Source organism: Nocardia sp. NPDC052566, assembly GCF_044547285.1.
GTDB lineage: Bacteria > Actinomycetota > Actinomycetes > Mycobacteriales > Mycobacteriaceae > Nocardia.
Map to the genome: position 1 here is coordinate 1,688,397 of NZ_JBIUAF010000001.1, position 23,714 is coordinate 1,712,110.

General features: G+C 65.9%; 18 protein-coding genes. 17 read left to right on the forward strand and 1 reads right to left on the reverse strand.

Annotation, left to right across the window (positions count from 1 at the left end):
- The first annotated feature begins 96 nt into the window (after positions 1 to 96).
- The 13 genes from ACIG5A_RS07020 (at position 97) to mobF (ending at position 17,213) form a co-directional block, all read left to right on the forward strand.
- Positions 97 to 813, forward strand: a complete 717-nt coding sequence (locus ACIG5A_RS07020; RefSeq protein WP_397238607.1) for a hypothetical protein — start codon at positions 97 to 99, stop codon at positions 811 to 813.
- Complete coding sequence (locus tag ACIG5A_RS07025) at positions 810 to 1,703, forward strand: bifunctional DNA primase/polymerase (protein ID WP_397238609.1); 894 nt, start codon at positions 810 to 812, stop codon at positions 1,701 to 1,703. Before ACIG5A_RS07020 ends, ACIG5A_RS07025 begins: the two co-directional genes overlap by 4 nt.
- Before the next feature lie 42 nt (positions 1,704 to 1,745).
- Positions 1,746 to 2,444, forward strand: a complete 699-nt coding sequence (locus ACIG5A_RS07030; protein ID WP_397238611.1) for a hypothetical protein — start codon at positions 1,746 to 1,748, stop codon at positions 2,442 to 2,444.
- A gap of 64 nt (positions 2,445 to 2,508) precedes the next feature.
- A complete protein-coding gene (locus ACIG5A_RS07035) occupies positions 2,509 to 2,823 on the forward strand; it encodes a hypothetical protein (RefSeq protein ID WP_397238613.1) in 315 nt (104 codons plus the stop codon).
- Positions 2,820 to 3,284: a DUF4192 family protein gene (locus ACIG5A_RS07040; protein ID WP_397238615.1), complete on the forward strand. Its 465-nt coding sequence runs from the start codon at positions 2,820 to 2,822 to the stop codon at positions 3,282 to 3,284. The genes ACIG5A_RS07035 and ACIG5A_RS07040 overlap by 4 nt, the downstream gene beginning before the upstream one ends.
- Positions 3,281 to 3,418 (forward strand): hypothetical protein, encoded by a 138-nt coding sequence (locus ACIG5A_RS07045; RefSeq protein ID WP_397238617.1) that lies wholly within the window; start codon positions 3,281 to 3,283, stop codon positions 3,416 to 3,418. Before ACIG5A_RS07040 ends, ACIG5A_RS07045 begins: the two co-directional genes overlap by 4 nt.
- Positions 3,419 to 3,568: 150 nt before the next feature.
- Positions 3,569 to 4,486 carry a DNA-processing protein DprA gene (gene dprA / locus ACIG5A_RS07050; protein ID WP_397238619.1) on the forward strand — a complete coding sequence of 306 codons (918 nt, stop codon included), beginning with the start codon at positions 3,569 to 3,571 and terminating at the stop codon, positions 4,484 to 4,486.
- Positions 4,487 to 4,552: 66 nt separating this feature from the next.
- Entirely contained in the window at positions 4,553 to 4,789 is a 237-nt protein-coding gene (locus ACIG5A_RS07055; protein WP_397238621.1) for a hypothetical protein, read from the forward strand.
- 106 nt (positions 4,790 to 4,895) lie between these two features.
- On the forward strand, positions 4,896 to 6,563 hold the full coding sequence (locus tag ACIG5A_RS07060; protein WP_397238623.1) for a hypothetical protein: 1,668 nt from the start codon (positions 4,896 to 4,898) through the stop codon (positions 6,561 to 6,563).
- A gap of 373 nt (positions 6,564 to 6,936) precedes the next feature.
- Entirely contained in the window at positions 6,937 to 8,046 is a 1,110-nt protein-coding gene (locus tag ACIG5A_RS07065; RefSeq protein ID WP_397238625.1) for a DUF4192 domain-containing protein, read from the forward strand.
- Between the two features lie 223 nt (positions 8,047 to 8,269).
- Entirely contained in the window at positions 8,270 to 8,782 is a 513-nt protein-coding gene (locus ACIG5A_RS07070) for a single-stranded DNA-binding protein (RefSeq protein ID WP_397238627.1), read from the forward strand.
- A gap of 393 nt (positions 8,783 to 9,175) precedes the next feature.
- The gene (locus ACIG5A_RS07075) at positions 9,176 to 10,669 is read left to right on the forward strand and encodes a hypothetical protein (RefSeq protein ID WP_397238629.1); all 1,494 of its coding nucleotides are present in this window, start codon (positions 9,176 to 9,178) and stop codon (positions 10,667 to 10,669) included.
- A gap of 520 nt (positions 10,670 to 11,189) precedes the next feature.
- Positions 11,190 to 17,213 (forward strand): MobF family relaxase, encoded by a 6,024-nt coding sequence (gene mobF, locus ACIG5A_RS07080; RefSeq protein ID WP_397238631.1) that lies wholly within the window; start codon positions 11,190 to 11,192, stop codon positions 17,211 to 17,213.
- A gap of 176 nt (positions 17,214 to 17,389) precedes the next feature.
- Here mobF and ACIG5A_RS07085 read toward each other — a convergent pair whose 3' ends face one another.
- Entirely contained in the window at positions 17,390 to 18,076 is a 687-nt protein-coding gene (locus ACIG5A_RS07085; protein WP_397238633.1) for a helix-turn-helix domain-containing protein, read from the reverse strand.
- A gap of 422 nt (positions 18,077 to 18,498) precedes the next feature.
- Between ACIG5A_RS07085 and ACIG5A_RS07090 the strand changes: the two genes are divergently transcribed.
- From ACIG5A_RS07090 to ACIG5A_RS07105, 4 genes are all read left to right on the forward strand, one after another.
- On the forward strand, positions 18,499 to 19,116 hold the full coding sequence (locus ACIG5A_RS07090) for a hypothetical protein (RefSeq protein WP_397238635.1): 618 nt from the start codon (positions 18,499 to 18,501) through the stop codon (positions 19,114 to 19,116).
- 142 nt (positions 19,117 to 19,258) lie between these two features.
- Positions 19,259 to 19,636 carry a hypothetical protein gene (locus ACIG5A_RS07095; protein ID WP_397238637.1) on the forward strand — a complete coding sequence of 126 codons (378 nt, stop codon included), beginning with the start codon at positions 19,259 to 19,261 and terminating at the stop codon, positions 19,634 to 19,636.
- A gap of 52 nt (positions 19,637 to 19,688) precedes the next feature.
- Positions 19,689 to 22,166, forward strand: a complete 2,478-nt coding sequence (locus ACIG5A_RS07100) for an ATP-binding protein (protein WP_397238639.1) — start codon at positions 19,689 to 19,691, stop codon at positions 22,164 to 22,166.
- Between the two features lie 137 nt (positions 22,167 to 22,303).
- Entirely contained in the window at positions 22,304 to 23,659 is a 1,356-nt protein-coding gene (locus tag ACIG5A_RS07105) for a cytochrome P450 (protein WP_397238641.1), read from the forward strand.
- Positions 23,660 to 23,714 lie beyond the last annotated feature (55 nt).

Here is a 23,714-nt window from a genome sequence, read left to right on the forward strand (position 1 = left end):
ACGGTCGCCTCACTGGGCTAAGCCGCCCCGCAACCACGGGTCCACAGCGGATCCCGCCCGGTACCGACGTTGTCCTCCAACAGATTCGAGGTAAGTATGAACGCTCTGGCTGCATCCCAGGACCGTGAACCCCGTCATCCTCCGGTGCCGACACGGTTAGCGCACGCCCCGGTCTCGAACGGGATGGTTGTACCGTTCATCACCCTGGCCCACCGGGATCGCACTCATACGGTTTGGGGTGCCCTGGATCCGGTCCGGCACCTGGATATCTTTACCCACCGGCTGTGCCAGATCTGCGGGGAATCCCTCGCGGTCAATGGTGAGCCGTTCGGCGACCGGGTGGTGCTGTATCTGCGCCCCAGTGACCACCTGCGCGGGATCGCCGTCGAGCCCGGCGTCCACCCCGAATGCGGGCTCTATGCTCGCCGCGCCTGCCCGATGCTCGACGGGCGCAGCAACCGCTACAACCCGATACCGGCCCGGCAACGCCTCACCCGCTGCGAGGATCCGGCCTGTACCTGTTCCCTGTGGCCGACCACCCCATCCGTCACCAATGCCCCTGAGCGAGAAGGCAGCCCAGCCGAAGCCTGGTACGAGGCGTGGTTGGACCTTTCCGACTACGTTGTCATCCCAGTCATTTCCGCCGACAACGACATCCGTACACTCGGCGTCGATATCCGCAACGCGACGTTGTTGAAGGTACGCAAGATCCGCGCCGCCGCCCCGTCCGATGACGGTGATCAACCGATGGACTTGCTCGCTGCCCTGGTCGCCGCGCGCGAACTGTTCGGCAACGCAAGCGATCCGGCGTGACTGCGCACAGCATGCTCGACCAGGCGCTCGACCACGCCGCTCGCGGGTTCCACGTCTTCCCGCTAAAGCCGATGAGCAAGATCCCCGCCATCAAAGGCTGGGAGGCCGCAGCCACCCGCGAGCCGACGCGGGTGCGGTCCTGGTGGCTGGCGCGGCCTGGCGACAATATCGCGATTGCGTGTGGCCCTTCGGGTTTGCATGTTCTCGACCTCGACACCGGCCGGGGCGCAAGCCCGCCCTCGCGGTGGGCGCACGCTCGCGACGGCCGCGACGCGCTGGCCCTGCTGGCCGCCGAGGCCGATCAGCCGATCCCGGTTCCCACCTACACGGTGTCCACCCCATCAGCCGGCGGGCTTCACCTGTATTACCGTGCGCCGCGGAAACCGCCGCTGCGCAACACGATCGCCCGTTTGGGGTGGCGCATTGATACCCGCGGCCGTGGCGGCTACGTCGTCGCCGCCGGATCGACACTGCCGACAGGGGGTTATCGCCTGCTCGATGACGGCACGCCGATTCCCTTGCCCGAGTGGCTGATCCAACTCCTGGCCGCGCCGCCGGTGCCTGCGGCCCACCAGGCGCTGGCAGCGATCACGCATCCTGACGCTTATGTCGAGGCCGCGCTGACTAACCAGAGCGTCCGGGTTCGGGCCGCGCGCACCGGGACCCGCCACCACGCGGTCCTGCTGGCTGCTAACAGCCTCGGACGTCTGGTCGGCGCCGGGCTGCTCGACCATGATCACGCCTTTGCCGTGCTGCTGGATGCCGCGCGAGTCCATTGCGGAATCGACGAGTTCACCGCGGACGAGGCCGAGCGCACCATCACCGACGGCCTTACTTGGGCTGCCGCCCGTACCTCGGCAGCCGATCGGTCACGCGCTATCCGCCACTAACCTGCCCACCCCGCGCGCTGCCCGAATTATGGAAGGAGCATCATGCCCGACTGCGATTTCGGTGACCGGTACAACCTTTACGACGACCTTCACTTCCCCCGCGACTACACATCCGAGCATGCGATCGCTGCCGACCTCACCGCCGAGCAAGCCTTGACCCAGCTGCGTGATTTGGCGATGGAGGCCAAGCACAGCCCGGGCGCGCAGGTGACGCGCATCTGGAACCGAATCACCGTCGAAGACAACGATTGTCGCCTTCTGCTGTCGTATCTCGTCCTGCCCGCCCGCCAGAACAATATTGCTGACCTCTATCACCTGCTGCGTGCCAGCCTGCGAACACGCTGGCCCGCAGCAGCGTTCACCGCGCTGCCGCGGTGGCGGGCCGATGCGCAGGTGCAGTGGATCGACGGCCCGACTCCCGAAGCGGTGCTCAATTTCGTGCACGGCTGGCCCGACTTCGACCGAACCCTCGGTGCCGAGGTGACGCAGCGTCGTTACCACAGCGCGCACGGCTGGCAGCAGATCCTCGGCCGCGCCGAGCGCGCGCTCGGGCTCACCGTGCCGCGTAGCGAATCCGGCGACATCGACTGGGACGCCGCGCATCGGATCCAGGTTCCGGCACCAGTCCGGATCGGCCATCTCAATACCGGGGACGACGACGAATACACCCATTACGGCCTCGACGAAATCCTGCGCATGCTGCCCGACTACATGGACCTCACCCACGCACCGGACCGGTAGCAGATGACTGCGGCACCGTAATTCACCGCGCCGCTTCGCATCTGGATTGTGTCCGAGCGGGGACGTGGCCGCCGTTGCCGCCCGTCGGCGACTCATCTCGTTCGCCTCGCTCGGATTCATCACCCTGCCCCGTGTGTTTTCAGGAGGTTTCATGCTCTCGATGCAGGATCCCGGCCGCTTCCTCACCACCGTCATCACCTCGACGCCGCAGCCGCTGTGGCAGTGCGTGCTGGCCGTGGGGCTGCGTGTGTCGCAGTGCTGGCCCGATACCTACGTGCGCGGTGAGCGCGCCCTGATCGAGGATTTGTATTTGACCGGTGCGGATCTCGGACTGGCAACCGTTTGTCTGGCGGCACCGGCGTCCTGCCCGACCGCATGAGCACAACCTCCGTCGCGTCGGTCGAGCCCACCCCACTGGCGGAACCGTCCGTCGATCTGCCACTCGACCCTGGTCTCTCCCGGCACTTCACCCAATGTCTCGCCGAGCACGCTGAGCAGGACCGCGAAGTAGCCGCCACTGGCGATGACGCCGATACGAAGGCGGCTCGACGCGAGCGGTTGAGGTTCGTTTTGACCCAGATCCACGCCGCCGACACTGGCGCCGAGCTCCCTGCCCCGATCCTGGCGCAGGTGGTGGTCGTGCTGCGCGACAACAGCATTCGCTATTGCTTCTACACGCTTTCGACCGGACCACGCGCTCGCATATGCCAACGATTCTGGACTCGACTCGTTACGGCGATCCCGGCCCCGCAGCGCGCCCAGACCGCGATGTTGCTCGCGGTCACCGCCTACACCGGTGGTGATACCGCATTGGCAACACGGCGATCCGGATCGCGTTGACCGACGACCCGAACGAGCCGACCGCACTCGCACTGGCCGAGGCGTTCGCGTGCTCACTCTCACCCGAGCTGATCCGCGCGGGCCTGCGCGGTGGTTACGCCATCGCCGCCGACCTCGGCCTCGACCTCAACTGATGTCCCCGGCACGGTCCGTGCCCGGCCGCACATCGCCACTGCACACCACACGCAACCGAATCCATGATCCCGCTATTAGGAGCTTGCGATGTATTTCGTTGTGCCTCAGCTCGATCCGACCATCGCCGCCGACCTTCAGGCGGTGTGGTGATGTCGGATGCCCGGCAGCTGATGTGGGCCATCCTTGCCAGGGCGGCCTTGACCGCACCCGAGGACATCCCGTCCTTGATCGCCCAGGTCGGTCCCGATGAGGCCGCGGACATGCTCACCACCGGCGCCACCACGATCCAGGTGCCCGGCGACATCGGCGATGCCGCGCGCGCTGACCTGGACCGGGCCGCTGCGATCGATGCCCGCCTCATTACCCCCGACGGCAGCGAATGGCCCGCTCGGCTTGCCGATCTGGATGCCGAGTCGGCCCGGTCTGTTGCGCCGGTGGCGTTGTGGGCGCGCGGACCCGCCCGCCTGGACATGTTGTCCCTGAACGCGATCGGCATCGTCGGTGCGCGGGCGTGCACCGAGTACGGCCGCACTGTGACCACCGAGATCGCCACCGACTTCGCGACCCGCGGTTGGACCGTGGTCAGCGGTGGCGCCTTCGGTGTCGACGCCGCCGCGCACAGTGCGGCCCTGGACAGCTCCGCGGCCACGATCGCCGTGCTCGCTACCGGAGTCGACCGGTCCTACCCACACGCCCACACACAGTTGTTTCGTGACATCGCTGCCACCGGACTGCTCGTCAGTGAATACCCGCCACGGACCTCGGCGATGCACTCACTGTTTCTGGGCCGCAACCGGCTCGTCGCGGCACTCACGCGCGGGCTCGTGGTCACCGAGTCCGGTCTACGGGGCGGCACCCGGCATACCGCGCGGTGGGCCAACCAGCTCAACCGGCCCGTCTTCGCCGTGCCGGGGTCGGTCTTTTCGGCGGCGTCGGCGGGTTGTCACGCCATGATCCGCGCCGGGCAGGCCGAGTTGGTGACCGCGGCCAGCCACATCCTCGACGCCCTCGCCCCAACCGCCGAACACCCACCAGCTGTCCGACCGATCGGCCGCCCCTCCCTGTAGCAGGTGGTGCCGGTGGGCTTTTCGGTTGTTCCGCATTCACCGTCTCCGCTCACGAAGGAGCTCATTATGTCTGTCGCTCTTGCCGTCGAAACGATCAGCCGCCGCGCCTATGAACAGTTGCAGTACACCGGTTCCGCCGGCCCGATGTCGGCGATCGAGGACCCGGCCGTGCTGGACCGGTGGCGGTCCGAATGCGCTGACTGGCGCGGCAAGTACTGGTCATTCACTACCGACGACCGTGGCGTGCTGCGGCTGCGGCCGATCAACGTCGCCGCCCGCCACGCCACCGTAGCTGCCGCGTAATCCCCGGCCTCGACCTCCGACAACGCAATGTCCCCGCCGCGCCGGATCGAGCAGCCCTTTCCTCACCGAACGGGCTGCCCACTAACCTATTTCCCCAGGAGCACCAATGCCCGACACCGAAACCATCACCGCCACAACCGACACCGAATCCACAGCAGATCTCGCCCCACTCGGCAACGGAACCGACAGCACGGAAAGTCCGTCCACTGATCTGCCCGCGATCGAGGCGGTGTGGATGCGCCCGACCGACATCATGATCGCGGAGAACGTGCGCCGCAGTTTCGATCTCGCAGACTATCCCGAGCAGGTTGCCTCGATCACCGAGTTCGGTGTCAAGGATCCGATCAACGCCACCCGAGAACCCGACGGCACCATCGCCGCCGACGACGGCCAAGTCCGCATCCTCATCGCCCGTCAGGTCGGCACGCCGTGGGTGCCGGTGTTCATCACCGACGCCCCGACCGGGCTGTCAGAGGCCGAGCGGCGTATCGCGCGCACTCTTGATCAGATCACCTTCAACACCCGGCGTATCCCGCTAAGCAAGGCCGATTACGTGGGCGGGGTGGCGTTGATGCTCGACCTCGGCGCGAACGTGACCCGAGTCGCGCACGGGTTACAGACCACACGCGAACAGGTCAAACAGCACGCCAAGATCGGTGCCTCCCCCGCCGCGACCGCGCTGCTCGAGACCGGGCAATTCGACCTCGATCAGCTCGCGGTCCTTGGCCACTACGAACAGCTCGGCGACACCGAGGCCGTGCAGCGGCTCAATCGCTGCACCCGCTCCGGATTCACCGTCGAGGTCAATCGCATCCTCGCCGAACGCGCCGCCCAGCGAGCACGACTGGAAGCCTCACTGCCCTACGGCGCCTCCGGTTTCGGGATCCTGACCGCCGAGCCCGACACCAGCAGCGCCGAGGCCGACTACCTCCCCGCCGACCTCCTGGTGACTGCCGAGGATAAACCGGTCACGGTCGAGCACATCAACGCCGAACCTTCCCGGTGGGTGGTGTATCTACACGTCGAGGAGAACGGGCAACTCGTCGAAAAGGACACCGGCGCACTGATCGACTCCGATGCCGTCGACCGGGCCACCCGCACCGACCCCGACGCGGTTCCGGCCGCGGGGTTGCTGCACGCCGATCAGGTCGAGCAGCGCGACCGATGGATTCCGTTCTACTACCTGCCCGCCGCACAGCTGTCCGACACTGGATACATACTGCAACCCGCCCCGATCGTCACCGTCACCGACGGTGACGGTGAGAGCGCCGCGCAGGCCAACGCCGCGGCGTCGGCGCGAGCGGCGGCCGAACGTGAGCAGGCCCGCCAAAACCGCGCCCGCACTATCGAACTCAACATCCGCGGCGCGGCCGCTGAGCAACGCCGGGACGCCACCTTGATCAAGTTCGCCAAACGCCGCACCGCACCAGACCAGGCCGCGGTGTTCGTGGCCGAATCGCTGGCGAATCGACTCGATCTCGCTGATCTGCAACGGACGTTGCATCTGCTCGGGGTCGGTGGTTCCAGAGATGCCTTGGTCAAGGCGATTCGCGCCGCGTCGCCGGCGCGGGCGTGGTTGATCGTCACGGTCATGGTGATGACCGGCCACGAAGCCGTCCTCGGCAAGAACCTGTGGCGCGAACACACCGCCGCGACCGAACGCTATCTGCATTTCCTCGCCGAAGTCACCGCCAGTCTCGACTTCGCTCTGACCGATGTCGAGCTGGCCGCGGCCGGAGACATCGACTACCGCGACATCGACCTCACCGCCTGACCTCGGCCCGATCCGCCACCGCGTCGCGGGTAGCATGTCACGGTCACCAGCAACGGAGATCGCGTTCGATCCGATTGCCGGGCAACAACATTCCGCCACGACGGGGTCAGCCATCGCGCCCTCGGGCCGCGCATTTCCGGTGATCTCTACCGAGTCATCGACGATCGTCCGGCCATGGTGTCGCGTCCTGCAAGGCACCGTCGGCTATCTCTGCTTCCCCACACCCTCCACAGTCTTCAGCCCGCGTGACTGGCCACCTCCATCGGCCCGACGGCTGAGCCCTCGATGTCGTCGTTGTGCAGCTGTGGCCGTGCAGCTCTCCCCAACAATCTCCGCTTCCTGAGGAGTCACTGTGTCACCATCACCTCTGTTCGTGAATGATCCTGGAGAATTGATCGCCGCCATACCCGCGATGCTCGGTTTCACGCCGGAGCGGTCGCTGGTCGTGCTCATGCTGCGGCCGGTGCCCGATCCGGTGGACAAGTCGGTCATCGAGGCGGTTGCCCGATTCGATCTGGACGACAACACCGGCCCGATCACCGCCGCAACAGTGATGGCTTCGATCGCTCAACTCTGTGCCGGACTCGCCGCCGTTCGCGTCCTCGTGGTCATCGTCGACGACCGGCTTCGCGAACCCGACACACACCGCGGGCGATTGCATACCAGACCGCGGCGGTTCGACGGGCTCGCTTCGGCACTAGCCCGTGGGGTCGAGGGCCGCGCGCTGGAGTTCGGTGGTGCCTGGGCAGTGCCGGGGTTCGCGGCGGGCCTGCCCTGGTGGAGTGTGTCCGGCCCCGACCACCATGGACAGGTGTCAGACCCGGCTGCGTCAATGGTGGCGACGGCACACGTGCTCGACGGCAGGCCCACCCACACCTCGCGCGCCGAACTCGCCGCGCTGGTGGCCCCGGATCCCGTACTGGCCGCGGAGGTGGCCGCACAGTTGGACTCCGCGCTCGCCGTGGCCAGGGATCGATACGCCAGCGCTGTGCGCCGTGGCGATCCGGCCGGGTACAGCCGGACCGCGATCGAGCAGGTGCTGTGGCAGATCGCGAATACCGAATCCGGGGAGCAGCTCGACGCGCCCGAGATCGCGGAACTGATTGCCGCGCTGCGCGATCGGCCGGTGCGCGATGCGATGTTTGCGCTCGCGCTGAGCGAGCACGCGCTCGCGGCGGAAGGCCTGTGGCTGGCGCTGGCGCGCGCGGGTTCCGGTAGCGATCGTGCCGAGGCCGCCGCGCTGCTCGGCTACAGCGCCTACGCGCGCGGTGACGGCGTGTTCGCGGGGATCGCCTCGGCGGCGGCGCTGGCCGCTGACCCGGCGCATCCGATGGCGACCCTGCTGGAGACCGCGCTGTCCATAGGGTTGCGGCCCGATCGACTGCGCGCGCTGGCTCGCCACGGCGCCGACACCGCACGCGCGCTCGGCATCGACCTCGACCCGCCCGATCGCAACCAGCCTCACAACACAGATCAACAGTGAGCCAACATATTCCACACGAGGCAGAGCCCGGCGGCCCACCTCCGAGGTCGGCACCTGAACGTCGCCGAGCCCGCAGCGGCACCGCCGGATTGAGAGAGACACGCCAGGCTTCCAGGCAATCTCGCCTGTGCCCCCGGCTCGTGGACTCGACCTCTCATGTCCACGCTTCCCGAATCCCCGGGAGGTGATCTCGGCAATCGACGAAATACGAAGGAAGGACACTATGTCCGGAGAAACGGTGGCAACCCTCATAGGCAACCTGACTGCGGATCCGGAACTGCGCTACACCCCCTCGGGTGTGCCGGTCGCGAACTTCACCGTGGCCTCGACGCCCCGCTATTTCGACCGTGGCACCAACGAGTGGAAGGACGCCGAGGCGTTGTTCATGCGCTGCTCGGTGTGGCGCGAGGCCGCGGAGAACGTGGCCGAGACGCTGACTCGCGGTTCGAGGGTCATCGTGCACGGGCGTCTGAAGCAACGCTCCTACGAAACCCGCGAGGGCGACAAGCGCACGGTCGTTGAACTCGAGGCCGATGAGGTTGGTGCCGCGTTGAAGTTCGCGACAGCCAAGGTCACGCGCACCAGGTCCACCGCATACACGACCGGCACCTCGGTGGCGTCGGATCGTTCGGATCAGCTGGTCGGCGCCGCAGCGGCAGGTCGGGGCGGCCAGGACCCGTGGGGCAAGGCCAATGGTTGGGGTGAGGCGTCCGCTGGCGCCGAACCGGGATTCTGAACCCGGGGGTTGTGCGGGTGGTGAGGGCTGGTCGTCTGGCCGACTGCCCCGCCTGAACAGTGCTACCAGACCAAGACCCCGCCACGGCTCCGGGCCCGCGCCCGGACGTCACCGAATTTCTCGGCGCGACGCCCCAGCCGATTCCCTCGGTCACACCCCTTGAGCGCAGAAATTCGCTGCCGCCCGCCTCGGCGCGTTCCCTCCCACCGCGTCGGGGTCTCGGTCTGGTCGGCCGCACCCAGGCGGGTCAGTCGACCAGCCGCCCAGCCCCGTTCCGGGGTCGTGCCGTTGGCGTGTACGTGCCCGGTACGGAGCTGGACCCTTTTCTCCGAGACGACAGGAACTGTGATGACTGCTCCGACAAGCGTTGCCGATCTTGCTGACCCTGCCTCTGTGACCCCGTTCGCCACCGCCCTCGGCCACATCGAATTCCTCCTCGAGGTCGACCCCGATCGCGCGCGCGAAGAGTTCCCCGCTGTCCTCGCGCTCGCGACACCTACCGAGCGCGGGTTTCTCGACCAGGCCGCCGACATCCTCACCCGCTCGCCCTACTCGGTCGCAGCCCGTCAGCTCGGCTGGATGGCCAAGAGCCGACCGGAACTGCGGTCGATGATCATCGACTACACCGCCGACTCGAACCCCGGCCTGCATCGCCCCGCGATGCCCGACCCCACCGAGGTCGGCCTCGATGCCGCCGAGTGGGTCCGCCGCTCCATCCGCGACCAACACCGCCGCGAACGGGTCACCGCGACACCCGCACCGGCCACCGACGCCGCCCGCCTGGCTCCCGACGCCATCGCCTACCGCCGGGCCCGCCAGCCGATCCCCCACGCGGCACGCTCTCGTGTCCGTGACCATGATCAGCACATCCGTGCATGGCGGGCCCGTCACGACGCCGAGGTCACCGCCTACGTCGCTGATCGCCTCTTCACTATCGACACCATCGACGCCGAGACCGCTCTCGATCGCACCCCGCCCGTGCCAGACCCACGCAAACCAGCGCACCTGCTGTGGGGGCACGTCCAAGCCGGGCTGTGGGACCGCACCTATTTTCTGCACGTCGCCGAGAACTACACCGAACGCAACCGCCAACAGCTCACCACCCCTGACACCCGCGACGCAGCCACCCAAGACTTCCTGCGCGCGCACGACACCACCAACCCGACGGGTCCCGATACCCGACGGGCTGCTCGTCAGAACCCGAACGCCGCACCGAAGAAGATCACCCCCGCTGACCAAGCCCGGTTCGCGGCCACACGGACCGGGTTGCCGATCCCGACCGACTACGACGAGTTGCGGCCCTACACCGAACTCGATGTCCCCGAGCCCACGTGGCAGGGCTCAGGGTTGGACTACGACCTCGCGGCCATGGTGTCTTACCTCGGCTGGCCGTGCGTCGGCTGCTGGATCGATCGCCCCGACCGCGACCGGCGTCCGGTCCACACCCGCGACCGCCGCCGCGTCAGCGACGACGGTCTCTGCGATATCTGCCGCGCCGACGGCCACCCCGGCATCCCACCGCTTCCCGTGCCGTGGGGCATGGGCGACTACATCGCCTCGCGCTGCGCCTACATCGCGACCGCTCATCCCGCGCAGGCCCGCGCGATCCTCGACCGGATCCGCGCCGCCGCCACCAACACCGGCCCGACCTGGCGCACCATCACCCGCTGGATGGCGGCCAACCTCGACAAGCCCGCCACCGACCGGCCCACCCGGCGCACCACTACCGGTCGACGGCGGCCCGGCGCGCTCGGTGCCGGGCAACGCATCGGCCGCTGCGACAGCTGCGCACGCCCCGGCGTCGTCCATGCCGACAACTTCTGCACCGACTGCCGCATCGCACTCGGTCTCGTCGGCCCACGTGGGCGCATCACCAGCGCCGCCTGACCCCTGCCCGCACTCCCTTTGTTCCCCGGTCCGCCGTGGCATGCCTCGCGCCCACGGCGGACCGGCCACCATCACTCTCAGACAGGGACTTCCATGACACTCGACTGGATCTGGTTCGCGCTGATCATTCTCCTCTGCATCAGCTCCGCTAACGATGCCGCTCTCATTCGACTCCACGCGCGCTGCTGTTCGCGCTCGGCAACCTGCCGCTTCCGGAGTCCCGACTAACCGCGCTCCCCTCGTGCTGGCCAGATTCACCCGTCAGCACGAGGGGCCCACCACTACTACTCATCCGCTCCCCACCATCTCACTCAACTCCACAACCAAACCTCGCATCCCACACTCCTGCTCTCATCCATCCACCAACCAATCAGCCCTCTCACCCCACCTTCCCCATCTCCTCTCCATTTTCACCAGCAAACCTCTTTCATTCAGGTTAACAATCCGATAACAACCAGGCGGTTTGTCGAATTTGACACAATTTTGTTAAATCCAACCGCTGGACTTCACGACAGTTGCGATGCCCACTGGAAGGGTGACCGCAACAATTCATAAAGTCGTGGCAGGTAATGGGTATCAATATTATTTGCGTAATGTCGCCGCCAACGATGTCTCGTCCCGTGGCCGTTCCAGCCTTGCCGACTACTACTCCGCCCGGGGAGAGGCACCTGGTCGCTGGCACGGTACCGGGTTGGCCGCGTTGGGCATTGGTTCTGGTGACGAGGTCACCGAGGAGCAGATGAAATCGCTGTTCGGGCTGGGTCGTCATCCGGACGCCGAGGTGATCGAGGCCGGTGTCTACGACGAGCAGATACGGCTCGGCGCCAAGCACAAAGACGCTGCTCGCGCGGCGGATCAGGCGAGCCGTTTAGGCCATCCTTTCCGCATCTATTCGGAGGTTTCCGAGTTCCGGAAACGGTGCGCGAAGGCGTTCGATCAACACAATATCGTGAACGGATCAGACCCTGACGACATTATTTCTGATGAGGATCGAGCACGGATTCGCACTCGGGTCGCGTTCGATATGTTCAGCGAACAGTACGATCGCGCGCCGGTTGATGCGCGGGAATTGTCGGGTTGGGTGGCCAAGAATTCGCGCCCGAACACCACCGCGGTCGCGGGTTTCGACATCACTTTCTCGCCAGTCAAGTCAGTGTCGACGCTGTGGGCGGTGGCGCCCCGTGGGGTCTCGGAGCAGATCGAGGCCGCCCACCAGGCCGGGATCGAGGACGCTTTGGGGTGGCTGGAACGACACGGCGTCTTCACCAGATTGGGCCGCAACGGCATTCGGCAGGTCGACGTCGACGGCATAGTCGCGGCGGTTTTCACGCATCGGGACAGTCGCGCAGGCGACCCGGATCTGCACACCCACGTGTTGATCGCGAACCGGGTCCGCACGCTGGATGGCAAGTGGCGCACCCTCGACGGGGCCACGATCTATCGCTCGGTGGTGACGGTCTCGGAGATCTACAACACCCGCCTCGAGCACCATCTCGAACGCCTTGTCGGGGTCGAGTTCGCCGAACGCGTCGGCCAGGACCCGTCCAAACGCCCGATTCGGGAAATCGTCGGTGTCCCAGCATCGTTGATCACCTCGTGGTCACGACGCGATACCGCGATCACGACCCGCCTCGGAGAGCTTGCCGCACAGTTCCAAGCCCGCCTCGGGCGCGAACCGACACCCGGGGAAATGTTCCATCTCGCCGAGCGCGCCACCCTCGACACCCGCCCCACCAAACACCTGCTGCGGTCCTTGGCCGAGCAACGCAACACGTGGCGTGCCGAGGCCGTGGGGCTGCTCGGGGGGCGAGAAGCGTTGTCGCACATGGTGCATACGACGTTGAACCCCCTGCACGTGCCGCGTCCGCAGATCACCGGGCAGTGGATCACCCGCACCGCCGAGCACGTCATCGAGGTCGTCGCCGAGCACCGTGCCACCTGGCGGGCCACCAACCTGCGCGCCGAAATCGAACGCCAACTACGCGGACAAGTGACCGGCGCGGACTGGGAACACGTCGCTGAGGCCGTGCTGGCCGAGACCCTCTCCCCCGCAAAAGCTCTCGCCCAAGACGATCCTGATCTGGCCGACGAGCCCGAACTGCGCTGTGTCCCGGTCCCTTTCCGGCGTAGCGACGGCACCAGCGTCTACACCTCGGCGAACCAGCAGCTCTACACCTCCGCGCGCACACATTCGGTCGAGCGGCAGCTGATCGACCTTTCGGTGCAGACCGGGGCCCGCCAATTGCCGCCCGATATCGTCGCTGCCGCGATACGCACCTACAACGCCAGGAGCCCGGATCGGCCGTTGAATGCCGGGCAGGTCAGTGTGATCGAGGGTTTCGCCGGATCGGGTTTGCGGGTCCGCACAACCAACGCGCCCGCTGGGTCAGGCAAAACCACCGCGATGGCGGTGCTGGCCGATGCCTGGCGGGCCAGCGGCGGCCAGGTCCTCGGGCTCGCCCCGACCGCGGCCGCAGCGGCGGTCCTGGGTGAATCGATCGGCACGCGGGTGGAGACCGTCGACAAGGTCCTCGATGTCCTGCGACGGCATACTCCCGAACCGCATAACCCGATCTTCGACCGCGCGTATCCACCGTCGCTGCCGCAATGGGTTCTCGATATCGACCCCGACACGCTGGTCATCGTCGACGAACACGTCAAACTCGGCAACCTCAAACGCCTTCGCCTGCTGCGGTTTCTCACCGATCGCGGCGCGACGATCCGCTGTACCGGCGATCCCCGCCAGCTCGCCTCGATCGACGCCGGCGGCGCCGACGCTGACATGCAGGCCGCGACACCCGAACCCACGCTCACCTTGACCCACATCGTTCGTTTCGACTCCGCCGGTGAGGCCAGCGCGAGTCTGCAACTGCGCGAAGGCGATCCGGCCGCGCTGGGCTGGTATCTGGACAACGGTCGCATCCACGCCGGCCACGCAGGTGCCACCCACGACGACGCGTTCACTGCCTGGACCGCCGACTACCTCGCCGGCCGCGACACCGTGATGCTCGCCGCCAACCACACCGTCGTCACCGAACTCAACGCTCGTGCGCGCGCCGACCGGCTCGCCCGCAGCGGCGAACCTGTGGGCGCAGCATGCGTTCTCGTCGACGGTCTCGAGGCTTCGGTCGGTGACACGATCCGCACCCGCCGCAACAATCCTCGGCTGCGATTGGGCGCCTATGACTGGGTGCGCAACGGCTACGCCTGGACCGTCACCGCGGTCCACGATGACGGCAGCCTCACCGCCACGCATCAACGCCCCGGCGGACGGCGCGGCCATAGTGTGTGGCTACCGGCCGATTACGTGGCCGAACATGTACGGCTGGGATACGCGACGACGATCGATTCCGCGCAAGGAATCACCGCACACACCTGCCATATCGCCCTGACCGGACAGGAATCGCTGCAACAGCTCTACGTCGCGCTCACCCGCGGAATCTATGCCAACCACGTCTACGTTCCGACCGCGTTGGACGGCTCAGAAGGCTCGTTCTGGTCCGAACCCGCGGTCTATCCACGCACCGCCGTGGAGATTCTGTTGCGCGTATTCGGTCGCGATGGTACTCAAAAGTCAGCGCATACGATGCTGCGAGACGCACTGGATCCACACCGGCGCCTCGGCCGCGCGCTCGATATCTACCTCGACTCGATCGGAGTCGCCGCCGAAAACGCCTTCGGTCCGGTGGGTCTCGAGCGCCTCGACGCCGACGCTGAGGCACTGATTCCATACATCACCGACTGCCCTGCCTACCCCGTTCTGCGCCAGCATCTGACGATGATCGCGCTGTCCGGTTACGACCCGATCACCGCGCTACGGAACGCGAAGAACGCGCGTGAACTCGACACCGCAGACGATGCCGCCGCCGTGCTGGACTGGCGCCTCGATCCCGGCGGCGCGCACTCCACCGGTCGCGGACCAGTTGCATGGGCGGCCGGGATCCCCGACGGACTCGACACCGAACGCGACCCCACCCAACTGCGCGCGCGTGCACGCATCGTCGCCGAGCTCGCCGACCAGATCCGCGCCGACGCCCGACAGTGGACACCGGCGTCCGCGCCACGCTGGGCACGCCCACTCATCGGCGCCGACCCGCGCCTGGTGGCAGATCTCGCAGTGTGGCGCGCCTCGCTCCATGTCGATGACCGCGACCTGCGCCCGACCGGACCTCGACGCCACCCCGCACTCGAACGAGACCACCAGCAACAACTGGACCTTCGCGTCACCAACACTCTCGGCGACCCGCACCGCCCCGCCAACACCTGGGCACCACTAGTGCAGACCATCGCCGCCCATATCACGACCGACCCGTGGTGGCCGGTCCTCGCCGACAAGATCGACCTCGCCGCCCGCGCAGGAATCGACATCGCCACCCGCCTCACCGACGCCGCACGATCGCGGCCACTGCCCGATGAGATGCCCGCCGCCGCACTGTGGTCCCGCCTCGAACTCGAAGCCTCCGCCCTCGACACCCCGCACAGCCACACCCTGCGCCCGGACTGGACCACCGACCTGCACACCGTCCTCGGCGAGCACACCGCCGAACTCGTCGTCACCGGCCCCGGCTGGCCGCGGCTGGTCGCCGCGATCGACCGCACCGCCGCCACCGCATGGACACCGGTCGAACTCCTCACCACCGCGCACGAACTCATCCTCAGCGCCCACCCCGACGACGCCACCAACCTGCGCCCCGACCAACTCGCCGACGCCCTCTCGTGGCGGATCGACGCGCTCGTGTGCGAACCCACCCAACCCCAACCGGCCCCCACCGCACCCGACCCCGATATCACGATGGACTCACACGACATGGCACCCGATCCCCCACCCGGCGATACGCCCCGGCACGACACCACCGAACAGCCAGCACAACGAACACCGCGCCACGGATCCGACGCCGAGATCGACGGCCGAAACATGCTCCCCGACAACGTCGAAACCATCGCGGCACTGCTCAGATCCGGCGACACCGCAGCGGCCCGGCGCACCTTTCACGAACTCACCGACACTCTCACCGACGAGCAGCGCTTCGTCCTCGAACGTGTCGCCACCACGCTGTACCGGTATCCATTCATCAACGCCCTCGCGCGGTTGCGCTGGGCCGCCGACCGATACCCGCAGCATCGCGACCTCATCCAGGCATGCACCCCCGACAACGATCCGCACACCTACTCCCCGACACCGATCCACCCCAAACACCAGCCCGAACGTGACCATCGCGCCGTCGCGGCCCAAGACCACCCCGACCAGATCGATCCCACCCGAACTCGGCCGCTCGCCACCGACGCCGAAACCGCCGCCGAACGCCTCACACAGGACTATCTCGACACCCGCGGCGACGTCGACGACGACCCCGGACATGGCGAAAACCAACAGCACTGGCCGATACCCCGCGGAGTAACCCACCACTACTACGTGGCCGAGGAACATCGAGATCTACTCCCCCACCAGCCCCGATACCCCGAAGGCGACCCAGACTACGACCGGATCGCGGTCCGTAATACCCGAGCTCTACCGTGCGTGGCCTGCGGAATAGGCCGCGCCGAAAACGACTCCCGCCCGATCCATCCCCGCCGCAGCGAGGACGGCCTGTGCGGGGAATGCCGCGACAACAACGCAGTACCCATCCCCGATCACGACCCCGCCCACCACATTCGCGCACGCTGCAACCACATCGCCGCCACCCACCCAGCCGACACCATCCGCGCCCTACTGCGCCGTGACTGGCGCGCCGCACGCACCCTCGCCGAACGACTCGCCATCAGCTCCTGGATCGAGGACCACCCGATTCCCGACACCGCCATCCCACCATCCGACCCACCGACCGACCCGATCGCACACAACCCGCTCATCGTGCACACCGACGCCGAACTCCAACAACACATCAACGACCTCGAACTGCGAATCGCCCTGGCACACAACGACACTGTCCTCTACGACCCCACACCCAAACCCGACACCAGTGCAACAGACGACGCCGTCAGCCGCCATCACACTGCCCAGCAGGCCATTCGCCACGCACGCAGCGCCGATGACGACTTCGCCTCCGCTACCCGCACAGTCACCTACCTCATCAGCGAACTCGAAAGGGCCCGCACAGAACTCGACGCTGTCCAGGTTCACCGCCGCAGCAGACGACGCGAACTCCATACCCGCATCAGCATTCTCGCGGCTCAGCAGCAGCACGCCCTACGCACGCGCGAATCGGCGCGCATCACCGCCCGCCAGGCCCAACGCGAAGCAATTCGCCACGCCGGCCAGCCACAGCGGTGGGATCTCATCCTTGCCACGTCACTCAGCGAACGCACCGATCAACCGCCTTACCACGCATCCGCATCGCGCACCGACAACCGCGAACAGATCAGCGAGGACCAGCAGCGGATCGACGAACTACGCGCCGAACAACAACGACGCACCCGGCTCACCCACGAACAACAAGCCAATGAACTTCCCTTGCGGCGACCGTCAAAAACCACCGACGACAGCGCTTTCGAACTGACCGATAACCCAACCACTCCTCAACGAGACTCCGGCCCAGGGCTTTGACGATCCCAACCCGCATGACCACCCCCATGGCAGGCTCGCGGCGATGAGCTTCTCACAGGAGTTGCCTGCTCCGGATCGCATCCATTCTGGGTCTGGACTGTCAATGGAACCCAAGAGCATGGTGAAACTCGTGGCCCAGGCTTACCTGTATGCCTCGAGAATTTGACGCACACAAGTCAAGAGCGCGAGAGAACCAGACCAAAATGCTCGCAGGCGGCAGATAGCTCTTCTTCCGAAATTTGGAGTACGGCACCGACACTACGGATCAAGCTGTGCGACGGGGAACGAGCTCCGGTTTCCACCAGTGCGAGGTGCACCCTCGAATAGTCCGCGCCGCGGGCTAGTTCTGCCTGCGTGAGGTCGGCATCCATACGGCGCGCCCGGACCCACTTACCACCTTCCTGGGGATCGAAAGCGCGCGGATCCAACGCAACCCCGACGCCGGGAGGATTGAAATATGTACGTACGGCTTCCAACTCGTCCCCCGAGATACCGAGAACCCGACACACGCCTTCCAGCAGTTGCGGTGCTACCGTGCGCGCACCGTTCTCGATCATCGAGATGCAGGACCGGCTCACGAACACCCGCTCCGCCAGCGCCGACTGCATCAGTCCGGCCAACTTGCGCCGGTGCGCCAGATACTCGCCGATGTGACTGGCGCCCTCCTTATACAAAGGGACGCCGTCGCGCATCAGGCCGGGCACGAGAGTATCGCCGATCGCGAAATAGCGTGCGTGAACGTCAGGAACGCACCGCATCAACGGCAGCACCAGCTCGACCGTCAGCTCGCAGTCGCCCTGCTCGATCGCCGCCCACGTACCAGGGTCTACCTCGCACAGGATGTCCATATCGTGGGCGGCCAACGAAAGGTGCGCGCGCAACTCGACCGCCCAGGTCGCGGCCGGTTGGCTCCATCGTGGGCGTGGAGGCGTGTTGAACGCGTCCCCTCCCACTCGCGAGTCAGCGTGGTGTGGCGCGACCCTCGGCGACGGGATCCAACCGTCGATCGCGCCGCTCTCTCGCGGCGCCCCGGGCTCCTCTGCTGGACGCCCATTTCCCGCTCCGCGGGGCATGCGGCTGCCTCCTTCGCAGCGCGGCGCCTTCCCATCCGTGAACATTTTCCGGATCGTTCCATCCCCATTTGCCCCACCTTCGAGCCCTTCTCACGAATGAGAAGACCGAGATCCCGAATGCGCATCGAACCAGCGGTGGGAATGTTCGGCGAAGATCGGTCGCCAACGAGCCAGTATTGCGCTGCGGCGGACCGAATCATTCGGCCAGGGTGATGGACGCAAAGGCGGTCGAGGTGGTGACGGACGTGGCACGACAGACAGAGTTCGTCGGCAATGAGGGCTACCCAATTCTGTTGTCGCGCACGGACCTTCCTTTGCTGACCCGCCTTGCGCTGACGTCTGACGGTTCCACGACACTGCTACTGCGAGCACTTGCCGGCACCGACGTATGGGCTGAAACGGTGCCAGTTCCCCGGTCATCGGACCTGCACCACCGGACCACCGACATCCGTGCTGTTTTCGGCCGAGAGGACCGCATCGCCGTGCGTCGGTCTCGCCTGCGAGACAGTCGCGGCACGATGCTGAGTGAGAACGTCATCACCTTCCGCGACACCGATCGCGATACCTTGATTCCTGCCGACAACACGCCGTTCGGCCTGCACACTCGGCGCCTGGGCATGTTCGATCGTCGGCGCATCTTCCGAATCGGTGTCACCCATGACGTGTTCGGTGCGCTCCCGGCGTTCTCAGCCGGGCGCGTGTACGAAATCACCTTCTCCACCGGTCAGCAAGTTCTCGTGCACGAAGTTTTCGCCCCGGACATCTTGCCCGTCGAACAGTCGCTGAACGACGCCGGGGTCTATAGCCAACGACTCGGCCGATGCCCATGACCGCGGCCATGGGCATCGGCTATCTAGGTACTCGCTAGGCCATTACCGATGACGTATCGACACGCCTCCCGATGCGAACACATGATCGCGCGAACATGCTGGGTCGGCAAGGCGAAGTCAATTGCACGGGAGCGTGTGCCACATGTCGAACCGGAATCAGCAGCCAGCGTGTGCCGATTGCCCCGATGCCTGGGATCTCGATGTCGGGAAGTTGGGTGGTTGGATTCGCGCGCTGGGCCTATGCAGGACCTGCCCACTCCTCGATGAATGCACGGAACTGAGGGCCAAACTGCAAGCGATCGGCCAGCCGCCTAGGTCGATGATCTGGGCCGGAGTAGCCTACGACAACTCCGGCAATGCTATCGCGGATCTGCGCCGTTACAAACCACCACGGATTATCAGGCCAGCAGTGCGGACTTTCGACAAGTCCAATCTCCGCGGCGGCGTGACCAAATACACCTGTAAGTCGGAAACCACCGTCAAGCGCGTAATCGTATTGGGCGCGATCTCGAATTCCTGATTGTACGATTACCCCGGACCCCAGCGCCGGGCAAGCCCACCGCAAGGATTTCATGGACCGCCGTGGCTACCAGGATCGCTCTGCCGCCGACAGATTTGTCGGCCGCGGCCAGGAACTGACCCGTATCGTCGAGATCCTGCGCCACCCAACCAGGTTGCTCACACTGGTCGGACCTGGCGGGATAGGCAAGACACGACTCGCTGCCGAGGCCGTGCGCACGCACTGCGGCACGGTCGGACAGCCGATGCACTGGGTACGGCTCGCGCGACTCGAAACCGGCTCGCCGCCTGCGACAGTCGAGCATGAGGTCGCACAAGCCGTTGTGGGGAACGATTTCTCGAACCGCTCGGCAGCGGAGGCCGTGATCGATACCTTGAACGCAACCCCAGCCGTTCTCGTGCTGGACAACTGCGAGCATGTGGTACCCGGTGTCGGACAGTTGATCACAAACCTGCTCGACAACGTCGCCGATATCACTATCGTGGCTACCAGCCGTCGAGCCATCGGCTGGATCGATGAACAGCGGATCACCGTCCCTCCGCTGACGGATGCCGACGCCGTCGCGCTATTCCGTCAGCGCGCCGAACTGACCGGTGAACCCCTGACTCGTGACGACGCCGCCACTGTTGCCGCGATTTGCCTGCACCTTGACAATCATCCGCTGTTCATCCGGCTCGCCGCCGCACGCTTGAGCCGCCGCTCCACGACACAGATTTTGGTGGAGCTCAGCGGCAAACCGAACAGCGACCAGCGACTGCGGTGGGCGGACGGCCCTCGTTTCGGTGCCGATTCGCGCCACCGCGCCGTGTCCGACGTCATCGAATGGTCCTATGGCCTGTGCTCGCCCGAGGAACGCTTGTTGTTCGACCGAATGTCGGTGTTCGCGGCGGGCTACGTCATCGACTCGCACGAGGACCCCGAACACAGTAGCTCCGAGGTCGGAGTCGTTCTGGAGACGGTTCAAGCTGTGTGCGCCGACGACGCCACCGCCACGCTTGGACTGGCCTCGGACCAGATCCCCGCCCTGCTCGACAAGCTCGTCGACCATTCGCTTGTCTCTGCGCAGTTCGATCGGGCGACACTCCGATATTCCCTGGTGGAAAGTCTGAGAATATTTGCCGCGCAACGCTTGCAACGCCGCTCCGCCGAGGAACCAGCGCGACTGATCCGCCGCTACATTCACTACTACCGCGACAAGGTCGCCTACGCCGCCGCGCACTGGTCCACACCCGCAGGGCAGCATCTGCTCGACTGGACAATCGCCGCGTGGGACAACATCCGCACCGTGCTCGAACTCAGTACCCATACGCCCGGTGAGGCGATCACTGGGCTCGAAATATGTGCTGGCGTGTTCGACATGCGGCTCCCGTTCGTGATGGGCTCGTTCCGCGAAGAGCGCTGGCTGGCCGAACGCGCGCTACATGTGGCCCGAGCATTGGATGATCCTCCCGCCGAGTTGCAGATCAGTGTGCTGGCCTCGATCGCGAGGATCGCGGTGTGCCAGGGAGATCTCGTCCGCGCCGCACGGTTCCTCGACGACTGCGTCGCCGTGCATCTGGCTGCCAACCGGCAGGCCCTCCAGCAGGACTGGCGCGGCACGGCCGAGACCGATATCGGGTTGCCGGCCGTGGTCGAAGTGGCCTGGGCGCACGAACTTTTCGTGAACCGGGACCCACGCTCGGTGACAGTACTCCAGCGCGCCGGACAAAAATACGCCCGAGTTGGCGATCTGGGCGGCACCCACTTCACCGATGTCGGCAGCGCCTTGTTCGCGGCGCTGGTGTCCCCGCCACGTGACGCCAGGGTCCTCGCTGACCGCGTCTTCGGACGGACCGATACCCGAAATCCCGACCGAGCCACCGCGTGGGGGGAACTGGTGCAGGCAATGGTACTGACCAAGGCCGGGGATCCGGAGGCCGCGCTCGAGCTGCAAACGACCGCGATCAACAGTTTGCTCACCGCTCGCGACTTCCCATCGGCCGCATGGGCCCTGTACTCGCGGACGTGGGCACTGGCACAACTACTCGCCGATCTCACCGCGGCTGCCCGACCTGACCGAGCTCGAATCACCGCCCTAGCCGAGGAAACCGCGCAGGCTCTCGGCGCTGCACGCGCATTCCGCATATCGATCGGTATGGACTTCTTCAAACTCGGTCCTCTGTTCGACGAAAGCGAACGTGCGACAACGATTATCAGGAACATACTCGGCGCCGACCGATATCGGGAGCACGAGTCCATCGGCGCTCAGACTCGGCCCGAACTGCGCGACTTGCTTCTGTTCGCGTCGAGCACAGGGACGCCACGCCGGGACGCTGGCGATGCCAAAGCGTCGTGGTGGAAACAGCTCACCAAGGCAGAGCAGGATGTGGCGGTCCTCGCAGCGAACGGCTTGACGAACGCCGCGATCGCCGCGCACCGCGGTACGGCCCGCAAAACCGTCGACGCACAGATAGTCGCGATCCTGCACAAACTCTCGATCTCCTCCCGCGCACAGATCCAGGATTTCATCCCTGAGAAGACGGGTTGGTAACTCGCAGAACGAATCCCGCGGTTTGAAACCCGAGCTTCGATCTCAGCACTTCCCGGCGATGGGAGCGAATCCCGATCAGTCACCCGAGCGTGGGTACGTTGCAATGCGAATGAACTCGCGTCTCAGCAGGAGGGGCCATGGCAGCGGCAGCCACCATTCGAGGATCATCAATACCATTGGTAACCAGGCGATTTGACAATACCAGGCGTTTGGTCCGCGCCCCTTTGCCTTTCATCTCCGAACTGGCACTCCGCCACGGCGACGTTGTCGGTGTCCGACTGCTGAGCGGCACCCAGGTTGTCGTCACCAATCCGCTATATATGAAACATATTATGCAGGACCACCTTGGTAACTTCACCCGGGAGACCGACGCCCACAAGGCAGTGCGGCCATTCATGGGTTCCGGTATGGCCACCATTGCCGACCATACCCGGTGGCGGCGCAACCGCCGGCTGGCCCAACCAGCCTTCCACCACAGGAGGATCGCCGAGTTCGGCGAGCTCATGGTCAACACCATCGAAGTATTCGGTGACGAGTGGGCACGGAAGGCGAACGACGGCAATGTCATCGATCTCGCTGCCCAGATGAGCACCTTGACCTTGCGGATCGTAGCTCAGGCACTATTCGGGCTGGACCCTGACGATCCGGCATTGGTCCGGTTCGCTGCCGCGACCGAATGCGCCAATGTGGAATTGACAGCCTTTTCGCGGCTGCCCTTTCCCCCGCTGCGGATGCCGACGCCCGGCCACCGTAGGTTCTGGTGCGCCATCGCCGACATGGACAGCGTCGTCTACGACATCATCACCCAGTTCCGCGGGAAGCGGTCGGACACCGGCCTTTTGGCGATGTTCATGAACGCCGTCGACGCCGACACCGGGGAGAGGCTTTCCGACAAAGAGCTGCGCGACGAGGTGGTCACGATGCTGTTCGCCGGCCACGAGACCAGCGCCGCCACCTTGACCTGGGCATGGCTCCTGCTAGACCACCACCCTGACATACTCGCCAAGGTGCGCGACGAAGCAGCCGTCCTCCGCGGCCACGCCGAGATGGCCGACCTTCCCCGACTGGGCTACACCCGACAGGTCATCGAGGAGACGCTACGCCTGTACCCGCCCGGCTGGAATCTCGGTCGCCGCGCCGCCACGGACGACGAATTCGGTGGATACCGAATCCCCGCCGGAACCCAACTGCTGCAGAGCATTTACCACGCCCACCGCCACCCCGATTTCTGGGACCGCCCCGAAGTATTCGACCCTGACCGCTTCTCCCCGGCCGCCGTCGCCGCCCGCGACCGATATGCCTATCTCCCCTTCAGCGTCGGCGGACATCGATGCATCGGCAACGCATTCGCCATGACCGAGATGCAACTGGCCCTCGCCAGCCTGGTATGCCGTTTCGACCTGAACATCCCGAACCCCGACCTCACACCGACGGCACAGTTGACCCTCACATCACGCAGACCGGTTGCCGCGACACTCACCAAGCGGATGTGAATCCGCCCCAAACGATTTCGACGACAGCCGCCTGTGACAAGCGTTGCCTATATCC

Coding starts and splice junctions, on each gene's coding strand:
- ACIG5A_RS07040 (WP_397238615.1), top strand. CDS start 2,820: ATGAGCACAACCTCCGTCGCGTCGGTCGAGCCCACCCCACTGGCGGAA.
- ACIG5A_RS07030 (WP_397238611.1), top strand. CDS start 1,746: ATGCCCGACTGCGATTTCGGTGACCGGTACAACCTTTACGACGACCTT.
- ACIG5A_RS07060 (WP_397238623.1), top strand. CDS start 4,896: ATGCCCGACACCGAAACCATCACCGCCACAACCGACACCGAATCCACA.
- ACIG5A_RS07055 (WP_397238621.1), top strand. CDS start 4,553: ATGTCTGTCGCTCTTGCCGTCGAAACGATCAGCCGCCGCGCCTATGAA.
- ACIG5A_RS07095 (WP_397238637.1), top strand. CDS start 19,259: ATGTCGAACCGGAATCAGCAGCCAGCGTGTGCCGATTGCCCCGATGCC.
- ACIG5A_RS07090 (WP_397238635.1), top strand. CDS start 18,499: ATGGACGCAAAGGCGGTCGAGGTGGTGACGGACGTGGCACGACAGACA.
- mobF (WP_397238631.1), top strand. CDS start 11,190: ATGCCCACTGGAAGGGTGACCGCAACAATTCATAAAGTCGTGGCAGGT.
- ACIG5A_RS07105 (WP_397238641.1), top strand. CDS start 22,304: ATGGCAGCGGCAGCCACCATTCGAGGATCATCAATACCATTGGTAACC.
- ACIG5A_RS07100 (WP_397238639.1), top strand. CDS start 19,689: ATGGACCGCCGTGGCTACCAGGATCGCTCTGCCGCCGACAGATTTGTC.
- ACIG5A_RS07020 (WP_397238607.1), top strand. CDS start 97: ATGAACGCTCTGGCTGCATCCCAGGACCGTGAACCCCGTCATCCTCCG.
- dprA (WP_397238619.1), top strand. CDS start 3,569: ATGTCGGATGCCCGGCAGCTGATGTGGGCCATCCTTGCCAGGGCGGCC.
- ACIG5A_RS07070 (WP_397238627.1), top strand. CDS start 8,270: ATGTCCGGAGAAACGGTGGCAACCCTCATAGGCAACCTGACTGCGGAT.